We start from the raw sequence: 18,559 nt of genomic DNA on the forward strand, positions 1-18,559 counted from the left end.
CTGATACAATTAATATGAGAAGACTACTATTAACCATTTTTATTTCTTTGCTCAGCATCAGTTTGTATGCGCAGCTTAAAACTATTACAGGAAAGGTGCTTGATGAGAAAAATAACCCATTGCCAGGTGTTACCGTAAAAGTTAACGGTGTAACCAATGCAGGTGCCATAACCAACAAGGACGGAAATTATACCCTGCAGGCACCAGAGCGTGCAACAACACTGACCTTCTCTTTTCTGTCTTATATCTCCCAAACCATCGACATTAGCGGAAAAAGTGTTGCAAATGTCATTCTGCGGGAAAATATTACAGAACTGGATGAGGTAGTGGCCGTTGGTTACGGTACACAGACCAAGGCTAATCTTACCGGCGCAGTAAGTACGGTTTCGGTAAAGGAAGTAGAGGGGAGGGCATTGTCCTCAGCTGATCAGATCCTGCAGGGGAAGCTTTCAGGTGTAACCATTGTGCAGAGTTCGGGAAGGCCGGGGGATGACAACTCCGAGATCAGGATCAGGGGGGTATCTTCAATTGATAACAATAATGATCCACTGGTCATCATCAATGGTGTGCAGGGCAACATCAACGATGTAAATCCCAATGACATCGAATCTGTTTCTGTACTAAAAGATGCCGCCTCGGCAGCTATTTATGGTTCCAGGGCATCTGCCGGTGTCATCATCATTGAAACAAAAAAAGGAAGCACCGGGAAAGGCCTGCAGGTGGAGTATAATGTAACAGGCTCTATGGTCAATGCAACCAGGCTACCTGAAACGGTAGATTCATACACCTATGCATCTTTATTGAACGAAGCCAGGGCAAATGTAGCCCTGGCGCCGATCTATAACCAGACCCAGCTGGATCTTTTTAAAAACCAGACTGATCCTAATTTTCCGAATACCAACTGGTACGATGTGTATTATCAAAAAGCCTTTATGCAAAACCATTATGTGAGTTTAAGGGGTGGGGAGAAAAATTATAAATTCTCTAATTCTGTTGGCTACCGGGATCAGGATGGGATACTGTCTGGTACTTCTGCTAAAAGGTTGTCGTACAACAGCAGTTTAAGTGGCAGCTTTATTAAAAATAAAGTGAGGGTCAATTTAGGGCTGGTAGGTTATTCTGAGAAAGGGAAGGAACTGATCTCGGCCACAAATACAGTGCTTGCCGAAATTTCGGGATCTTTACCAACGGCATTTATCCAGTCTATAGATACCCTAACCGGCAATCCCAACTTATACAGTTATCCGGGAAGATTTCTTGGGGCCATGGATCTTGGCGGAGGGACAGAAAATAAACTGAATAACCTGAATTCCCGGGCGAGTGTAGAAATAGAGCCCGTTAAAGGGCTGATCGGAAAACTTTTGCTGAGCAATAATAAACTGAAAACCGACTATGTGAATTTTACACCAAGATTTTATACCTCTGGCACATATGAAGAAACATCTGTCAACTTAAGGGAATCCAGTCTTGAAAAAAGAAATTCACAGAGTGACCTCAATACTTTTCTGGCCAGCCTGGAGTATTCATTAAAAAAGAATAAGCATGATTTTAAGTTTTTAGCGGCGCATGAACGCCTGGAAATGATTTATAATTATGATGCGGGGAGCGTGAAAAACCTGTCTTCAAACCAACCGATATTCAATTATGGCGATCCGACTTCTCCATTTTTAACCAGCGCTGCCAACGAAACAGCAACTGCATCTTTTTTTGGAAGGTTAAATTATTCGTATGCGGGGAAATACCTGCTGGAACTCAATATGAGAAGAGATGGATCCTCACGTTTCGCTGATGGCAGAAAATGGGGTAATTTCCCTTCAATTTCTGCAGGATGGAGGCTTAGTGAAGAAGGGTTCTTTAAAGACCTTCAAAAAAATATATACCTAAAGTTAAGGGGATCATGGGGGCGGCTGGGTAACCAAAACATCTTTACCCAGTACGCCTTTGCCGATCAGATGAGCGGTTCTGAGTATTATGCTTTCGGAAATGCCATTGTACCGGGCAGAGGGACCATCATTCTTGCCAATAAAGATACCAGGTGGGAAACTACAGAGCAGTTTGATGCGGGGCTTGACATGATCCTGTGGAACAGGTGGAATATCACTTTTGATTATTTTAACAAAAAGACCTACGACATTCTTGCACGGGTAACTATTCCGCCTTCATTGGGTGTTACCGTACTTCCTTACCAAAATATCGGGGATATGGTAAACAAAGGTGTGGAGCTGAGTATCGGTTACAACGCCCCGCAAAGGGCCAACAAGATAAATTACGGCTTTACAGTAAACGGGAGTTATATTACCAATAAACTGACTTCACTGGGTGGTTTGCCTTATGTAGACCACAGTGCAACTAACAGGAGTGTTGTTGGACAGCCTTTTTCTTCATTTTATGGGTATAAGGTAGCGGGCATATACCAGGTATCTGATTTCACCTGGCAGAACAACAGTGATCCTTCGGTACCTCATGCCAGCCGCAGTTATGTTTTAAAAACAGGTATGCCTAACGTATCTGGAGTAATGACAAGTCCGGCGCCTGGGGATATCAAAATCAGCGACGTAAAAAATGATGGCGTGATCAATGCAGATGATAAAACCCTTATCGGTAATCCTATCCCTAAGCTGCAATATTCATTTTCGGCAAATGTATCGTACAAAAATTTTGGTTTGAATGTGATTGCGCAGGGTACGGGGCGAGCAGACGCATATATGAATGGCAACCTGATTGCCCCTTATTTTAATACTACAGGACCATTGCTGACCAGTATGGTAACCGACCGCTGGACTTTTGATAACCCTTCCGACCAATACCAGCGAATATATGTGGATAAGGGCCGGGATGCCTTGATCACCAGTTATAACATTTATAACGCGGCCTATTTCAGGCTTAAAAGTTTACAGCTGTCTTATACGCTGAGCAGTGCGTTTACCAAAAAATTTGATGTAAACAGGTGCAGGATCTTTGTAAATGCGGAGAATTTATTCCTGGTTTCTGATTTCCCTGAGGGTTTTGATCCGGAGCGGCGTTCTACCAACGTTACTGCAGCATTTCACCCTCAGGTAGCTACGTATTCTGTAGGTCTTAACCTTAATTTTTAACTCCTAATTGTAAAAGATATGAGAACCATAAGATATATACTTTTAAGCTGCCTGGCCTGTGTGCTTTTTGGCTGTACCAAAGACTTTCTGGACCGGAAGCCTATCGATTTTCTTGCACCTGATAATTTTAAAACAGAAAATGATATCCGGGAGGCCGTTAGTGGCATTTACCGGGCCTATATTTCTGATAAAAACGAACCCATTTATACCGATTTTATTGTTGATAATGGTTATTTTCCTGATTACAGGGATATGTGGAACAGAACCTATAACAACGAAACAAGTTACATTGGAAATAAATGGTCCAGAGATTATAAGGTAATTTTAAGGGCAAATACAGTGCTGGCCTATATTGACAATGTGAAACTGACAGAATCGGCCTATAAACAATATAAAGGAGAGTCCCTGTTTTTACGTGCGCTTGCCTATGCTGACCTGTCCTTCTTTTTTGGTGGGGTGCCCATGCGTTTAAAGCCTGAAGGACTGGAGGAAGCCAATAAAGCCCTGAGCTCAAACGCGGAAATTGTTGAACTGGTGCTTAAAGACTTGGAAGACGCTGCCGCACTGCTGCCGATATCTTATGCGGCATCTGAAAAGGGGCGGGCCACAAAAGGTGCTGCACTGGCCATTAAAGCGCGTGTATTGCTGTACAATAAAAGATATGAAGAGGCGGCAGCTTACTGCGTTAAAGTTAAGGCCCTTAATTATTACAAGATCATGCCTGATTATAAAACCATGTTCCTGCCGGAAGGCGAGGCGGGTAACCTGGAAACAATTTTTGACATGCAGTTCCAAACCAATGCCTTACCGCAAGGGCTGTCCAATTCCTGGTACGACAGGTTTTACCTGTTCTCCGGTTACCAGGTTTCGCATGACCTGTATGAGCAATACTATTCTAACAATGGCCTTTCTATTACCAATCCGGCCAATAAGGTATATAATCCTGCCGTAAGAACCTCAGACCTCGTTGCGCCTTCAACTTATGTGTTAAACGGGGGCTACGACAACCGCTTTCAAAACCGCGATCCCAGGATGCACTTTACCATTGTTGTTCCTTATACCATTGATTCGTATAACGCGACTACCAAAGCGCCGGGCGTATTTTATCCTACAGATAAGAAAGCAGCTAACCTGACCAGTTTCAGGGTAAGGAAATATGTGGACTATACCAATTACAACGTTTCGGGTATTTCGGGTGTTAATCCTATTATTATCCGCTACGCAGATGTACTGTTGATGGAAGCTGAAGCCCTGGTTGAAAAGGGTGGTTACAATGAGACTTATGTATATGGTTTAATTAACCAGGTTAGGCAGCGTACCAGTGTGATGATGCCAAAAGTTGAAGTAGCGGAGGGGCCTGGACTGTCACCGCAGGCACTAAAGGATGTGATCAGGCATGAAAGAAGAGTAGAGTTTGCCTTCGAGGGTTTAAGGATTTTTGACATTATGCGCTGGGAAACCGGTGCAGATGCTTATAAGGACCTCAAGGGTTTTAACCCGGCAAAACTGACGCGTTTTGCTTCAACAGGAATTGTTTATGAGATCACTACAGCTTTACAGCGTACACCGTTTGATGCTTCGAAAGCTTACTTGTGGCCAATCCCGAAAACGGAAACTGATGCGAATAAGCTGATCAAGTAAGTGGAAGAACTTTAAGCTTTTTAAGGAAGAGGTATTGGGCAAAACAAGGATTGATCAATGTCTGCTCCGGGTTTTATTGGGAAAAAGGTACACTTATCCCATAAAGTGCCCAAGCAGGCCTTGAGCAGCTCCTGATCAGGTATAAATCTAGCAGTTCTTCTTCCGTATTGGTATATTCAAAGAAGAATTAATTGTTTTAAAAAGCCGCAATTACCCCCTCTATTTGTCAGCATTGCCCAGTATGGACTAAAACAAGTTTATGTAACTTTCCATAAACTAATAAGTACGATGTATAAAAAAAATGAACAGGCTTATGAACAATTAAATAAGTTTATAGGGAACTGGAATACAAAAGGAATTATACCTTCCTCCAATAATCAGTCAGAAATAGAAATCATAGGAACTGACACTTACGAATGGATTGTGGATGGTTTTTTTCTGCTTCATAAAGCGGATGTGCTCATAGGAAATGAAACCAGTAAAACACATGAAATTATTGGTTATGATCACCTTAATAATCTCTACACCATGCAACATTATAACAACCGGGGCGACTCGGGGTTTATGACCGCAACAGTTAATGGTAATATATGGACTTTCACTGGTGACAGTTTACGTTTTAAAGGTGGGTTTAAGGAGAATGAAGATGTGTTTTCTGGGGTTTGGGAACAATTTACAGATAACAAAACCTATACTCATTTAATGGACATAAAGCTATCTAAAAAACCTTTTGGCTATTAGACCTGTAGCTAAAGAGGGGTTTATATCTGCTATGGTTATTACTGCATTGCTATAAGCTGCATGCGCAATGCATGTTCCATCTGGAGCAATGACTGAACTCGCTGCTTCGGGATAACGGGAAGCATAGTTTACGCTTGCAAAGTAAATGGTATTTTCCAGTGCCCGCATCATCATTGCTTTTTCGTAATAAGGGTTGTTTTTATTGCCCCATTCTTTTAGTTCTTGTCCTTCGGTATTGCTACCTACGAAATGCGGATGGAATACAATTTTCGCATCATTTTGTGCTGCCCATCGTACGGATTCCGGATAACGAAATCCTTCATGACATATGGTAATTCCGAATTTCACGCCATTAAGCTCAAATAGTTGTCTTTCGGTGCCGGGGATCCAGAGCTGATCTTCGGTGGGATCTAATTGATTTTTGGTTTGATAACCCATTATTTCACCTTTTGGAGAAATCACATAAGCCAGATTGAGTATTCCTTGCGGGCTATGCCAGTCCATAGGAATAATGATCGCTATCGCATTTTCAGCAGCGATTTTACAGACCTTATCCAGTGCTTTCTGCAGGCTTTCTTCGCTTCGGTCTGCTGGCTGGTATCCCATGCCTGGATAACCGGGAAGATAGGATTCTGGAAAGCAAATGATTTCCGATTGCTGCCCGGCAGCTTCTTTTACAAATTTTTCAAGCCTGTATAATCCATCATTTATGGAGACTGGAAATGGTGGAGAAGCTAAAGCTATTTTCATATATCCAAAGTTACAATATGGCATTATATATAGTCATGGCATATGAGTAAATAATAAATAAATTAGTAGTTCTGTCTATTTGTCGAATGTTCAATTGTTATTAGGGTATAGCAATTTAAAAAACTTAGATATGCAAAACTTCTTATTCGTTTACAGATCTGAACCCAACAGTAACCAGCCATCGCCTGAAGAAATGCAGGCAAATATGAAAAGAGGGATGGATAGGATTGGCAATATTGCTGCACAGGCTGGATTTATGTTGAACTCCTCAGGATCAGCTCAGTCTTTAATACCTTCGTTACTGCTTTCCAGTCGTTCACATCCCTGTTGATCTGTTCAATTAATAACTGCGCAGCTGTACGGCCAATTTCCGATATGGGCTGCGCAACGGTAGTTAAAGCAGGAGCAATCAGGGCTGAAGCATAATCGTTGCTGAAACCAATTATTGCAATGTCATCCGGGATGTTTAATCCCTTTTTTTTAATGATCTGAATGGCCTCAATTGCGGTTGGATCATTTACAGCAAAGATGGCATCTGGTGGGTTATCCAGACTAAGCAAGTGATTCACGTAGATCTTAACTTTTGATATTTCCAGATCATAGGAAATAATAAGTTCTTCATCAATCGCTATATTGTGCTTTCTCAGCGCATCTTTGTACCCTTCCAGCCTGCGTCCACTGATCCGCAATGACGGAGGGCCTGCCAGGTGTGCAATCCGTTTTCTTCCACTTTTGATGAGATAATCCACCGCGTTGTAGGCGCCCTCATAATCATCTACTATAACTTTTGGTACCTTCATTTCGTCGCATACCCGGTTAAAAAATACAATAGGAATACCTTTTCGCTCGAATATTTTTAAATGATCGTAATTTTTGGTTTCCCTGGTGATAGAGATCAGGATACCGTCAACCTGATTGGCCAGCATTACTTTGGTGTTGGCAACTTCGGTTTCGTAGGTTTCGTTAGACTGGCTGAAAACGGTATTATAGCCGGCCTGGGTGGCCACTTCCTGCGCAGCGATAATAACCTGCGGAAAGTAAGAACTTGAAAACTCCGGAACGATGATGCCAATGGTATTGGTTTTTTTGCTGATCAGACTAATTGCAAGCATATTTTTCTGGTAATCCAGTTTTTCTGCGAGTTCCAATACTGCTTCCCTTGTTTTCGCACTTACATTGGCATGTCCGGTTAATACCCTGGAAACTGTAGATTTGGACAGGTTAAGTTCCCTGGCGATATCTATAATGGTTATCTGATGTTTCTTCATGGGAATAGGTGTTGATTGTGGTAACGAATTTCAAGATTGCTAAATATAAAGCTTATTATTTTATGGGAAAAATAGATTGGGAATGTTCCCTAATATTGGGATCGTTCCCAAAATAATAAGCTTTTTGAAAACTACAGTATTGTAAGGTTGAAACTTATATTTGAAGGAACCAATTATAAATTCATACCCGTATAGTGGAGATTAAAAATCAATGTTGAAAAAAAACATATTATTTGTCCTTCTTCTTTTTCTCGCTCTTGCAGGGAAAACGAGCATTTTAAATGCTGAAATAACGATGCGGAGCCCTTCAGGGAATCTGTCAGCGAAAATATATCATAAAAACGGAAAGTTGTTTTACAAGATAGCAGCCGGCGAAAAGGTATTGATCAATAATGGTTCCATGGGACTTATTGTAGACGGTATCGCTTATGGAACCCAGGTGAAGGATATTTCCTCGCTGAAGAAAAGCACCATTCAATCGAAAAGCAAAACCTATAATTCCTACCATATATTGATCACGGAAGCAGGTAGAAAATACAGGGTTGAATTTATGCTCTCCAACGAAGGTACAGCCTTCCGGTATATTTTTGATGGAAAGACCGATCAATTGGTAAGCAGGGAACTGACCACTTTTATACTGCCGGCATCCAGGGTCTGGTTTTTTGAGCGCAACAGCAGCTGGAAGCTCAAAAGTTATGCTGGCTTATGGCAAAGTACTTCGGCAGACAGTTTGGATGTAGTATCCAGCCAGGGGCCGATACAGGGTAAACCTTTGTTGTTTGAACTTCCGGGTAAAAAATACGCTATGCTTACAGAGGCTGCCTTGTATAATTACAGCGGGATGCGTTTTAGAGCGATGGGCAAACGGACACTGCAGGCTGATTTTACAGAAAAGGATGGATTTAAAGTAACGGGTAAGATCATTACACCATGGCGGGTATTACTTTATGCTTCAGGTTTGAACGGCCTGGTTAACAATACCATGATCAATGACCTGAACCCTGAGCCTGATAAAGCATTGTATGCGGATAAAAGTTACATTAAACCTGGGAGAGCTGTTTGGAGCTGGATAACACGGACAGATAATTATATGCAGCCTGAAGAGGAAATGAAATTTATAAATGCTGCGGCCGAACTGAACTTTGAATATACCATGCTGGATGAGGGCTGGGAAACCGTATGGCCCGACAAATGGAAACAACTAATAGCAATCTGCAATTTTGCGGCAAGCAAAAAGGTGGGGGTATGGGTTTGGAAAAATTCTAAGGCTTTGAGAGATCCTTTAACCAGGGATGCCTTTTTGGATAGTGTGCGCAATGCAGGTGTTGTGGGCATAAAAACAGATTTTATGGATAGTGAAGCGAAAGAACTGATCGATTTTGAGATTGGTTTTTTAAAAGCCTGCGCAAAAAGAAAGCTGATGGTAAATTTTCATGGCTGCCATGCACCTACAGGAGAAAGTAAAACCTATCCCAATGAAATGACCAGGGAAGGCATCCGGGGTATGGAACTGAACATCATGAAAGAGCCGATACCTGCATGGCACAATGCTGCATTGCCATTTACCAGGCTGATCCTTGGGCATGGCGACTATACTCCCGGTTTGTTCTATAACAAAGCCAATACCAGCTATACCCATCAGCTGGCTTTGTTTTACCTGTTCAACTCGCCCTTCCAATGTCTGGCAGAAAATCCGGTAAAATTATTGGCGGATGAAAAATTTAAGCCGGTTATTCCCTTATTAAAAACATTACCGGTAACCTGGGATGAAACGATTGTTTTGCCTGGCAGTTCAGTAGGTGAAATTGCTGCGATTGCCAAAAGAAAAGGAGAAGTATGGTATGTGGCCGTGATTAACGGAACAGCTAAAAACAGGGAATTTTCTTTACATCCATCCTTTTTAAAGACAGCAAAAAAATATACAATGGTTACCATAACAGATGCTGCGGATGGTTTTTTGAAAGAAACAGCAACACTTGTTGCGGCTGATGATAAAAAAATAGTTATTGGTCCGAATGGAGGGCTTTTAATAGAAATTAAACCATGAAAAAAAATATCCTCTCTATTGTATTGATACTGCTGTCCTCAGGAGTTTTTGCCCAGTTTAACACGCAATCCCTTTCTGGTGCCTGGACATTTGCTCTTGACCCGCTAAAGATCGGGGCAACTGAAGGCTGGACAGCTCCTGCTTTTCCGGATAATAAATTGGATAAAGTAACAGTTCCCCACTCTTTTTCTGTTGACAAACGTTACTTTTTTTACACTGGTAACGCCTGGTATTTTAAAAAGTTTGACACCAGGCCTATCCAACAAGGTAATAGAGCCTTTATAAAGTTTGATGCTGTATTTTACAAATGTGAGGTATGGTTAAATGGCAGGAAAGTAGGTTCACATGAAGGCGGTTATACTCCTTTTGAGCTGGATGTTACTTCTGCGTTAAAAGAAAAAAATGTGTTGTCGGTGATGGTCGACAATTCTTGGGACAGGACTACTATTCCGGGAGCAAGGTCTATCGATTCAAATTATAACGCAAGTGCTGCACAGGTTTATCCCTGGATGAATTACGGTGGGATAACTAAGCCTGTTGAACTGAAGATCCGTCCTGAGGTTTACCTTAGTAAAGTTAAAATTCATACCGATCCGGATTTGAAAAAAGGTACTGCAAATATTGGCATTATTGGGTTTATTAAAAACACCTCTGCTTCCAGGGCTACAGTAACGTTGACTATTCATGTTCAGGATGAATCTGGTAAATTCTTATCATTATTTAAGCCGTTTAAAATTAGCATTCCTGCAAATGCTTCAAAAGAAGTAGTTGTTAGTAGCAATATGAGTGCGGGCCAGGTAAAACTTTGGAACCAGGATCATCCATACTTGTACACCTTGAAGGCATTTACTGGTAGGGACACATTGAGTCATAATTTTGGGATCAGGAAGATTGAAATAAAAAATGCAAAATTCCTTTTGAACGGAGAGCCTATTAGGATGGCAGGTGGAAACAGGCCTGCGGATTACCCTGGTTACGGTTCTATAGATCCAGACAGCATACTAAAGAAAGATCTTATACTGATGAAATCGGCAGGAATGGAACTTTCCAGAATTGGTCATCATGCGGTATCTAACGACTTGCTCGATTGGGCGGATAAACATGGAATGCTGATCATCACTGAAGCAGGAAATTGGCAACTGGCCTCTTCACAAATGGCCGATACGATGATGCGAAGGAAATTTCAGTCGCAAATGAGAGAGATGGTGGAGAGAGACTGGAACCACCCATCGGTAATAGCTTATTCTTTAGGAAATGAGTTTTACTCACACGAACCAGAGGGACAAGCATGGGTAAGAGATATGAGTAAATTTACGAAGGAGCTTGATGCTACCCGGCTCATTACATTCGCTACCAATATTGTTTTTAGGGATTATATAAAGAAACCGGAAGACGAGGCGTCACAATATGTTGATTTCGTAAGTGCCAATGTTTATGCGAACCATGATAAATGGGTGGCGCGGATTCATGAGCTATATCCGTCAAAACCAGTTTACATTAGTGAATTCGGAATTATGAGCACACCAAATAAGACGGAAAAAGACCGCATTGATCATCTTAAGAAGGCTATAGCAGCATTTAGAAATAAAGATTATGTGGTTGGTGCATCCATTTGGGCCTTTAATGACTATTTAAGCCGTTTCCCATTGTCCAATGCCGATGGTTACAGATCTTGGGGAGTAGTTACACCAGAACGTGAGCCAAGAGACAGTTACAGGTTCTTGCAGCAAGAATTTTCGCCTGCATTGATAGCTGTGTTAAGCGCTAAAGACAGAAAACTAACCATAAATATAACAGCCCGGGCAGATTTCCCTTCTTACGTCTTAAAAGGCTACCGGGTAAAAGCAGGAGAGAAAAGTGCACAGCTTAAAACTTTAAGACCTGGTGAATCACAGGAACTGAGTCTGGACATTTCATCCCTTGATAAAGTTAGACAGATAGAATTGATAAAACCAGGTGGTTTTGTAGTACTAAGGCAAGCATTTTAATTAAAGAACAACATAGATATGATTTTGAAGTATACCAGGGGCTTCGCATTGCTAATCACCTTTGTTTGTGTAGCATCCTTCTCAAAAGGGGGCGGAATTGTTAGGTTATCAAACTTATTTAGTGAGAACATGGTTCTGCAAAGGAATAAGCCAATTAAGTTTTACGGTACAGCCAATAAAAAAACATCTTTTGAGATAGAGTTTGCCGGAAAAAAGCAAAAGGTCAATACCAATGATAACGGTAAATGGGAAATTTCATTTGTAGCTATGGAGGCGGGTGGCCCGTATAAACTGAAAGTTATGTCTGACAGTTTATTTACCTGGAAGAATATTCTGATAGGTGACGTTTGGGTTTGTTCAGGCCAATCTAACATGGAATGGGTATTACGACGTACGCTTAATGCGCCATATGAATTGCGCAAAGCCAATCATGAGGGTATCCGTTTCTTCACCGTCCCTAAGAATGCAAGTTCTTTTCCTTTAGAAGAAACAAAAAATGCGACCTGGAAAACCTGTAGCACGGAGAACGCCTGGGAGTTTTCGGCAGTAGCCTATTTCTTTGCAAGATCATTGAATGAACGTTATCAGGTACCTATTGGGATTATTCATACATCCTGGGGTGGTACACCTGCTGAATCCTGGATCAGTAATGCCGCGCTTGTTACGCATCCTGATTTTAAAGTTAAAGCAGATAGCTTGTTACAGACCTATAAAAATGGTGCTACAATAGACGTGATCCAAAAACAGATGTACATGAACAGCAGTTTCCCATATGCGAAAAAATTGTTGGAAAAGGACAAAGGTTATATCGAAAAATGGAATAAGAATGAATACAGTGATGTAAATTGGAAAACATTCGTTGTGCCAGGAACGCTTGATGAACAAGGGCCTGTTAACTATAAAGGAAGCATATGGCTACGTAAGCATATTATTATTCCTCCATCAATGAACGGCCAGGATCTCACGCTGATCATGGAAAAACTGAATGAACGTGACATTACCTATTTCAACGGAACAGAAGTAGGTAGGGTTGCGGGGTTTGGGGGCAAAAGAGTATATCGCATTCCAAGAGAACTGGTGTTGAAAGGGGAAAATGTAATTGCCATCAGGCTGGAAACATTTGACAGACCTGCGGGATTTGAAGCGAAAGACGCAGCTGTAATCAGGTTAGAGCAAATGGTAGAGTCAGCTTCACCAACGACTATACCACTGGCAGGTGAATGGAAATATGCCATGGGTTTACCGGCGACAGCATATCCAGAACAGCCAAAGGGGCTGATCAATGTAGCTTCGTTGCCTTCGGTTTTATACAATGGTATGATCGCTCCACTTGAAAAATTGCCGGTAAAAGGCTTTTTGTGGTATCAGGGAGAGAATAATGCTGGTAAGGCTTTTCAATATAAAACACTTTTCCCGCTCCTGATCAATGATTGGAGAAAGCAGTTTGGACAGGGGGATCTGCCTTTCATCTTTACCCAGTTGGCAGGCTATGGGGCCATTACAACTGAGCCTGTCGATCATTTCTGGGCAGAACTAAGAGAGGCACAGACTGAAGCCCTTTCATTGAATAAAACAGGTATGGCCGTTACCATTGATGTTGGTGACCCATATGATATCCATCCACTTAATAAACAGGTAGTTGGTAAACGATTGGCAATTCAGGCTATGAAAACAGTGTATGGTGAAAATAAACTCAATACTTCTCCATTGTACCAATCGATGAGATTAAGCGGTGACAGCATCCGCATGAAATTCAGTAATTCAACAAAGGGATTGATCACCAAAAATGGTACAGTTCCAAAAGGCTTTGCAATTGCCGGAGCTGATAAGAAATTTGCCTGGGCCAATGCAAAAATTGACGGTGATGAAATTGTGGTATGGCTGTGGAAAGTGAAGCCGGCGGCCGTAAGGTATGCCTGGACGGGCAGCCCTGTAGAAAGTAATGGTGCCAATGTGTTTAACACAGAAGGATTTCCTTTGTCACCATTTAGAACCGACGATTGGAAAAGTATAACTGACGGAAAAAAATAATACAAATTAGCGTTTATGATAATTAATCAGGGAGGTGAAAAGCGGGTTTTGCAAGCTTTGGAACTGGAGGCAGATCTTGCCGTGATTGGTGGCGGGGTTTCTGGAACTTGTGCAGCAATTACTGCTGCAAGACAAGGCTTGAAAGTAGTTTTGGTACAGGACAGGCCTGTACTTGGCGGAAATGCCAGCAGCGAGGTAAGGCTTTGGATGCTGGGTGCAACATCGCATATGGGGAACAACAACCGGTGGGCCCGGGAAGGCGGTGTGGTGGATGAGCTGATGGTGGAAAACATGTACAGGAACCCGGAAGGAAATCCTTTGATGTTTGACATGGTACTCCTGGATAAAGTGATAACGGAACCGAACATTACCTTGCTTTTGAATACTGCCGTTTATGATGTAGAGCAATCATCCGCAGATGAAATTAATGCAGTGAAAGCTTTTTGCAGTCAGAACTCTACGGAATATATGGTAAAAGCCCCTTTGTTTTGTGATGCATCGGGTGACGGAATTGTGGCTTTTCTGGCAGGTGCGGCATTCCGGATGGGTGCCGAAAGTAAGGATGAATTTGGAGAGCTTTTTGCGCCTACAAAAGAATATGGTGAACTGCTTGGGCATAGCCTGTATTTTTATAGCAAGGACACAGGTAAGCCTGTAAAATTTATTGCCCCTTCTTACGCGTTGGACGACATTACAAGGGTGCCGAGATTTAAAAATTTCAATGCCAGGGAATATGGCTGTAAACTTTGGTGGCTGGAATATGGGGGCAGACTGGATACGGTACATGATACAGAGCAGATCAAATGGGAATTGTGGAAGGTAGCCTACGGGGCATGGAACTATATCAAAAACTCAGGTAATTTTCCTGAAGCAGAGAACTTAACACTGGAATGGGTAGGAACCATTCCAGGAAAAAGAGAAAGCCGCCGTTTTGAAGGGGAATATATCATCAGACAACAGGATGTGGTAGAACAGCGGCTGCACGATGATGCGGTGGCTTTTGGAGGCTGGAGTATAGACCTGCATCCTGCTGATGGCGTGTTTAGTGAAAAGCCAGGCTGTAACCAATGGCATAGCAAGGGCATCTATCAGATCCCTTACCGCTCGCTGTACAGCCGTAACATTAAAAACCTGTTTTTAGCGGGCAGGATCATCAGCGCTACACATGTGGCCTTTGGTTCTACAAGGGTGATGGCAACTGCTGCACATGCTGCACAGGCAATAGCTATGGCGGCAAAAATTTGCAAGGATAACCAGTTGTTGCCTGCGGATATTTATCACAAAGGCTTCATACCAGCTTTGCAAACTGCATTGCTGCGTACCGGGCATCACATTCCAAACCTGGTATTGAATGATCCGCAGAATCTGATAAATGTGGCTGATGTTACTGCCTCCAGTGAGCTGTTGCTTACTGAACTGCCCTCAGCAGATCTGCTGAAGCCTTTGGACTGTTCTGTTGCCCAGATGATCCCTTTAAAAGAAGGAAAGGCACAAACGTTTAGCTTTCATGCAGAAGGGGAAGAGGCAACAGTACTGGAAGTTGAATTCAGGATCAGCAGTAAGCAGTCTAATCATACACCAGATGTCATCATCGACAAAGTAACTTTGCCTGTAACAGCAGGAAGAAACTGTCTGCAGGTGAATTTTGATGTGGTGATGAAGGAGGAAGCCTATGCTTTTATCACCTTTATCAAAAATCCTAAAGTGAAATTGCATTATTCTGCCAAACGCGTAACAGGTTTGCTTTCTGTATTTAATTCTGTAAATAAAGAGGTTTCCAATTTTGGAAAGCAAACCCCTCCTGAAGATATAGGAGTGGATGAGTTTGAATTCTGGTGCCCTAAACGCAGGCCGGAAGGACAAAACATCGCATTTAAATATGAACAGGGAATAGCTGCTTTTAAAGCCGGAAACATTACAAATGGAATAGACAGGCCTGTGTATGGGCCAAATGCCTGGGTGGCCGATTGGAACGATCCGCATCCTGCAATGACCATCAGCTGGGAAGAAATTCAAACAATTAAAAGGATAGAGCTGCTTTTTGATACAGATTACGATCATCCAATGGAATCGGTGCTGATGGGGCATCCGGAAAATGTGATGCCTTTTTGTGTAAGGGATTATGTAATTAAGGATGAGCAGGGCAGGGTGATCTTTAGCAAAGCGGGTAATTACCAGAGCAGAAACGTGATTGAACTGGCCGAGCCGGTAAATACCAAAAGTTTGATCATATCTTTAGCACATCCATCTGCAGATATACCTGCGGCTTTATTTGCCGTACGCTGTTATTAACAATTAATTGCATAGAAATAAATGGGACAATTAGATTTTGTGGTAATGGCAGTTTTTGCCTTACTTATATTTGGTATCGGGCTTACTTTTACAAGGGTAGGCAGTAAAAGTGGCCAGGCCTTTTTTGAGGCCGGGGGAGAAACGCCCTGGTGGATTAATGGATTGTCGCTGTTCATCAGCTATTTTTCTGCAGGGACTTTTGTGGTATGGGGATCTATTGCCTATAAGCACGGATTAGTTGCCAACGCCATACAGATGACTATGGCCATCAGTGGTTTAATTGTGACTTTGTTTATTGCTGCCAGGTGGAAAAAAACCGGGGTGGCAACTGCTGCTGAGTACATTGGAAAGCGTTTTGGTGCACGGGAAAAGCAATTTTATACCTATTTGACACTATTACTCAGTCTTTTTACAACTGCAGCGGTATTGTATCCTGTGGGGAAAATGGTGCATGTAGCCACACCTTATTCGCTGGAAACCTGCATCATTGTGATTGGTTTAATCATTGTCGTTTATACTGCTGCCGGTGGGTTGTGGGCAGTTTTGGTTACCGATGTGGTACAATTTGTGATTTTAACTGCTGCGGTATTGATTGTAATTCCAATTGCTTTTTCGCAGATTGGCGGACCTGCAAACCTGGTAGCCAAGGCACCACCTCATTTTTTTGAACCGTTTAACCAGGATTATACTTTTGGTTTTATGCTGGCCTTTGTGGTTTACCAGACTTTTTACATCGGTGGTAACTGGTCGTATGTGCAGCGTTATACCAGTGTGTCCAATCAAAAGAACTCCAGAAAAGTAGCCGGTATCTTTACGATATTGTACTTTATCAGCCCGTTTATCTGGATGGTGCCTCCAATGATATACCGCGTAATCAATCCGAACCTTCAGGGTTTAGAAACGGAGGACGCCTATATGATGCTGATACAGCGGGTAATGCCGGCAGGTCTGATCGGATTGGTACTTGCCGGAATGGTTTCGGCCACTTCCAGTAAGGCAAATACCACCATTAATATGGCCGCTACGGTTTTTGCGCAAGACATTTATAAGAATTTGCTAAGGCCCAAAGCTTCTGAAAGTGAAGTGATATGGATGGCCCGGTTCTTTACCTTGCTTTTTGGCGCATTGACTATTGTGGTAGCCATTTGGATACCAAGTGCTGGGGGAATTGTAGAAGTGGTGTTAAGTACAGCTTCTATTGCCGGTGGAGCCCTGTTTGCGCCGGTCATCTGGACACTTTTTTCCCGGCGTCAAACCGGGGTATCTGTGGTGACAGCAACGGTATTGTCGCTGGTGATCAATTTATTCTTTAAGGTAATTACACCTGGTTTGTGGGATTTAAAATTGGACCGTACGATGGAAACCTGTTTGGGAATGGGGATTCCAATGGCTATACTGCTGTTTTTTGAAATCTATTACCAAACTAATGGGCGGGTTTCCGGAAAGGCTATTGCCATGGAAGAAGAAAAACTTGCGATGGAAGTGAGACCTTTGGATCCGGCGGTGCATGCGGATGCAGCAAAACAAAATAAATTCGGGATTCGGGTAATTGCTTTGTCGATGGCTGTGGTTGGTATGGGGATCGGGATTTTAGGATACATTGCCAAGGATTTTTCTGTCATGGTAATGACGGTTGGCGCGGTGATTTTTTTAGCTGCTATTTTGATTTGGAGACTGGCTTCCAGGAAGATGTAGCCTGCTAATTTCTAAAACTTCGCCGGTATTCTAAAGGCGACTTCCCGGTTTGTAATTTAAAGTACCTGTTGAAGTTTGATAAATTGCTAAAACCGGAGTCGTGGCAAACTGAAGTTACACTGTCATTGCTTTCCCTTAATAGTTTACAGGCATGCTCGATCCTTACTGCGATCAAAAAATCGAAATAAGTTCTGCCGGTACGTGATTTAAAATAATGACAAAATGCATTGGGGACCATATGGATCACATTTGCGATTTGCTCCAGCTTAATCTCTTTATAAAAATTATCCATGGTATATAGATATACCATGGTCAACCTGGTCTCGTCTATTTTTTTAAACGGTTTTTTTTCGTTGTATGCCGACAGGCCTACTATTTCTTCACATACGCCAATTCTGTTTAAGAGCTGCAAGACCAATGGCAGCTGTTCATAATGAAGCGATGATTCTATTTTTTTTAAGTATTCAATCACAGCCAGTTTGGTATGTTCAGGAATTAAAATACCTTTCTTTGCTTTTTCAAGCAGGTTTCTGATGACGATATTTTCCGGAAGCGTCAAAAAATCGTTGCCCATTTTATAGGGGTCAAAGTGCAGGGTTAACAGTTGCAATGGAACAAGTTTTTTAGCGTGTTTCATGGCGTAATCATAATATCTGTTGCTTTCAAACTTGAACATGTGGGGGATATTTGTGCCTATCAGAATCATGGTGCCGCTTGAAATCCTTTTGGAGGTATGCCCTATGGAGAAAGTTCCCTCACCTGATCTAACATAAATGAGTTCTATCTCCTGATGGTTGTGGAAGCTATTCAGCGCATGGTAAGCGCTTCCCTCTGCCAAAGTGATGGTAGAGGTGGTCACTTTTAATACCTGCTCAATAAAATCCTTCATTTATATTATATTATAATAAAAATATAAAAATATAGAATATATTGTTAATATAATATCAGTTTTTCTTAAAATTTAACAATTGAAGCTGCAGGCAGGTCTATACTTTTGTGTCATAATATTTA

General features: G+C 42.0%; 11 protein-coding genes. 8 read left to right on the forward strand and 3 right to left on the reverse strand.

Annotated elements, in window-relative coordinates:
* The first annotated feature begins 14 nt into the window (after nucleotides 1-14).
* From R2Q85_RS00460 to R2Q85_RS00470, 3 genes are all read left to right on the forward strand, one after another.
* Nucleotides 15-3,095 (forward strand): TonB-dependent receptor, encoded by a 3,081-nt coding sequence (locus R2Q85_RS00460; protein WP_316809764.1) that lies wholly within the window; start codon nucleotides 15-17, stop codon nucleotides 3,093-3,095.
* Nucleotides 3,096-3,113: 18 nt separating this feature from the next.
* Nucleotides 3,114-4,736, forward strand: a complete 1,623-nt coding sequence (locus tag R2Q85_RS00465) for a RagB/SusD family nutrient uptake outer membrane protein (RefSeq protein ID WP_316809765.1) — start codon at nucleotides 3,114-3,116, stop codon at nucleotides 4,734-4,736.
* A 288-nt stretch (nucleotides 4,737-5,024) separates the two neighbouring features.
* Nucleotides 5,025-5,477 carry a DUF1579 family protein gene (locus tag R2Q85_RS00470; protein WP_316809766.1) on the forward strand — a complete coding sequence of 151 codons (453 nt, stop codon included), beginning with the start codon at nucleotides 5,025-5,027 and terminating at the stop codon, nucleotides 5,475-5,477.
* On the opposite strand, the gene R2Q85_RS00475 is transcribed toward R2Q85_RS00470, so the two are convergent.
* Together R2Q85_RS00475 and R2Q85_RS00480 are read right to left on the reverse strand one after the other, a co-directional pair.
* Nucleotides 5,451-6,227 carry a carbon-nitrogen hydrolase family protein gene (locus R2Q85_RS00475; protein WP_316809767.1) on the reverse strand — a complete coding sequence of 259 codons (777 nt, stop codon included), beginning with the start codon at nucleotides 6,225-6,227 and terminating at the stop codon, nucleotides 5,451-5,453. The two genes, R2Q85_RS00470 and R2Q85_RS00475, sit on opposite strands and share 27 nt — an antisense overlap.
* 254 nt (nucleotides 6,228-6,481) lie before the next feature.
* Entirely contained in the window at nucleotides 6,482-7,495 is a 1,014-nt protein-coding gene (locus tag R2Q85_RS00480; protein WP_316809768.1) for a LacI family DNA-binding transcriptional regulator, read from the reverse strand.
* Nucleotides 7,496-7,790: 295 nt separating this feature from the next.
* Between R2Q85_RS00480 and R2Q85_RS00485 the strand changes: the two genes are divergently transcribed.
* Genes R2Q85_RS00485 through R2Q85_RS00505 form a run of 5 tightly spaced genes read left to right on the forward strand, consistent with a single transcriptional unit; the run spans nucleotide 7,791 to nucleotide 17,548 of the window.
* A complete protein-coding gene (locus R2Q85_RS00485) occupies nucleotides 7,791-9,542 on the forward strand; it encodes a glycoside hydrolase family 97 catalytic domain-containing protein (protein ID WP_410478833.1) in 1,752 nt (583 codons plus the stop codon).
* Nucleotides 9,539-11,530 (forward strand): glycoside hydrolase family 2 protein, encoded by a 1,992-nt coding sequence (locus tag R2Q85_RS00490; RefSeq protein ID WP_316809770.1) that lies wholly within the window; start codon nucleotides 9,539-9,541, stop codon nucleotides 11,528-11,530. The genes R2Q85_RS00485 and R2Q85_RS00490 overlap by 4 nt, the downstream gene beginning before the upstream one ends.
* Nucleotides 11,531-11,548: 18 nt before the next feature.
* Nucleotides 11,549-13,561 carry a sialate O-acetylesterase gene (locus R2Q85_RS00495; RefSeq protein ID WP_316809771.1) on the forward strand — a complete coding sequence of 671 codons (2,013 nt, stop codon included), beginning with the start codon at nucleotides 11,549-11,551 and terminating at the stop codon, nucleotides 13,559-13,561.
* A gap of 15 nt (nucleotides 13,562-13,576) precedes the next feature.
* Nucleotides 13,577-15,853 (forward strand): FAD-dependent oxidoreductase, encoded by a 2,277-nt coding sequence (locus tag R2Q85_RS00500; protein ID WP_316809772.1) that lies wholly within the window; start codon nucleotides 13,577-13,579, stop codon nucleotides 15,851-15,853.
* A 21-nt stretch (nucleotides 15,854-15,874) separates the two neighbouring features.
* Entirely contained in the window at nucleotides 15,875-17,548 is a 1,674-nt protein-coding gene (locus R2Q85_RS00505) for a sodium:solute symporter family protein (RefSeq protein ID WP_316809773.1), read from the forward strand.
* 4 nt (nucleotides 17,549-17,552) lie between these two features.
* Here R2Q85_RS00505 and R2Q85_RS00510 read toward each other — a convergent pair whose 3' ends face one another.
* Complete coding sequence (locus R2Q85_RS00510) at nucleotides 17,553-18,437, reverse strand: AraC family transcriptional regulator (RefSeq protein ID WP_316809774.1); 885 nt, start codon at nucleotides 18,435-18,437, stop codon at nucleotides 17,553-17,555.
* Nucleotides 18,438-18,559: the final 122 nt, after the last annotated feature.

The organism is Pedobacter heparinus (genome assembly GCF_032678725.1).
Lineage (GTDB): Bacteria > Bacteroidota > Bacteroidia > Sphingobacteriales > Sphingobacteriaceae > Pedobacter > Pedobacter heparinus_A.

Excerpts from the sequence above, each read along its gene's own strand:
- R2Q85_RS00480 (WP_316809768.1), bottom strand. The coding sequence starts at position 7,495 with ATGAAGAAACATCAGATAACCATTATAGATATCGCCAGGGAACTTAAC.
- R2Q85_RS00460 (WP_316809764.1), top strand. The coding sequence starts at position 15 with ATGAGAAGACTACTATTAACCATTTTTATTTCTTTGCTCAGCATCAGT.
- R2Q85_RS00510 (WP_316809774.1), bottom strand. The coding sequence starts at position 18,437 with ATGAAGGATTTTATTGAGCAGGTATTAAAAGTGACCACCTCTACCATC.
- R2Q85_RS00485 (WP_410478833.1), top strand. The coding sequence starts at position 7,791 with ATGCGGAGCCCTTCAGGGAATCTGTCAGCGAAAATATATCATAAAAAC.
- R2Q85_RS00500 (WP_316809772.1), top strand. The coding sequence starts at position 13,577 with ATGATAATTAATCAGGGAGGTGAAAAGCGGGTTTTGCAAGCTTTGGAA.
- R2Q85_RS00465 (WP_316809765.1), top strand. The coding sequence starts at position 3,114 with ATGAGAACCATAAGATATATACTTTTAAGCTGCCTGGCCTGTGTGCTT.
- R2Q85_RS00495 (WP_316809771.1), top strand. The coding sequence starts at position 11,549 with ATGATTTTGAAGTATACCAGGGGCTTCGCATTGCTAATCACCTTTGTT.
- R2Q85_RS00490 (WP_316809770.1), top strand. The coding sequence starts at position 9,539 with ATGAAAAAAAATATCCTCTCTATTGTATTGATACTGCTGTCCTCAGGA.
- R2Q85_RS00475 (WP_316809767.1), bottom strand. The coding sequence starts at position 6,227 with ATGAAAATAGCTTTAGCTTCTCCACCATTTCCAGTCTCCATAAATGAT.
- R2Q85_RS00470 (WP_316809766.1), top strand. The coding sequence starts at position 5,025 with ATGTATAAAAAAAATGAACAGGCTTATGAACAATTAAATAAGTTTATA.
- R2Q85_RS00505 (WP_316809773.1), top strand. The coding sequence starts at position 15,875 with ATGGGACAATTAGATTTTGTGGTAATGGCAGTTTTTGCCTTACTTATA.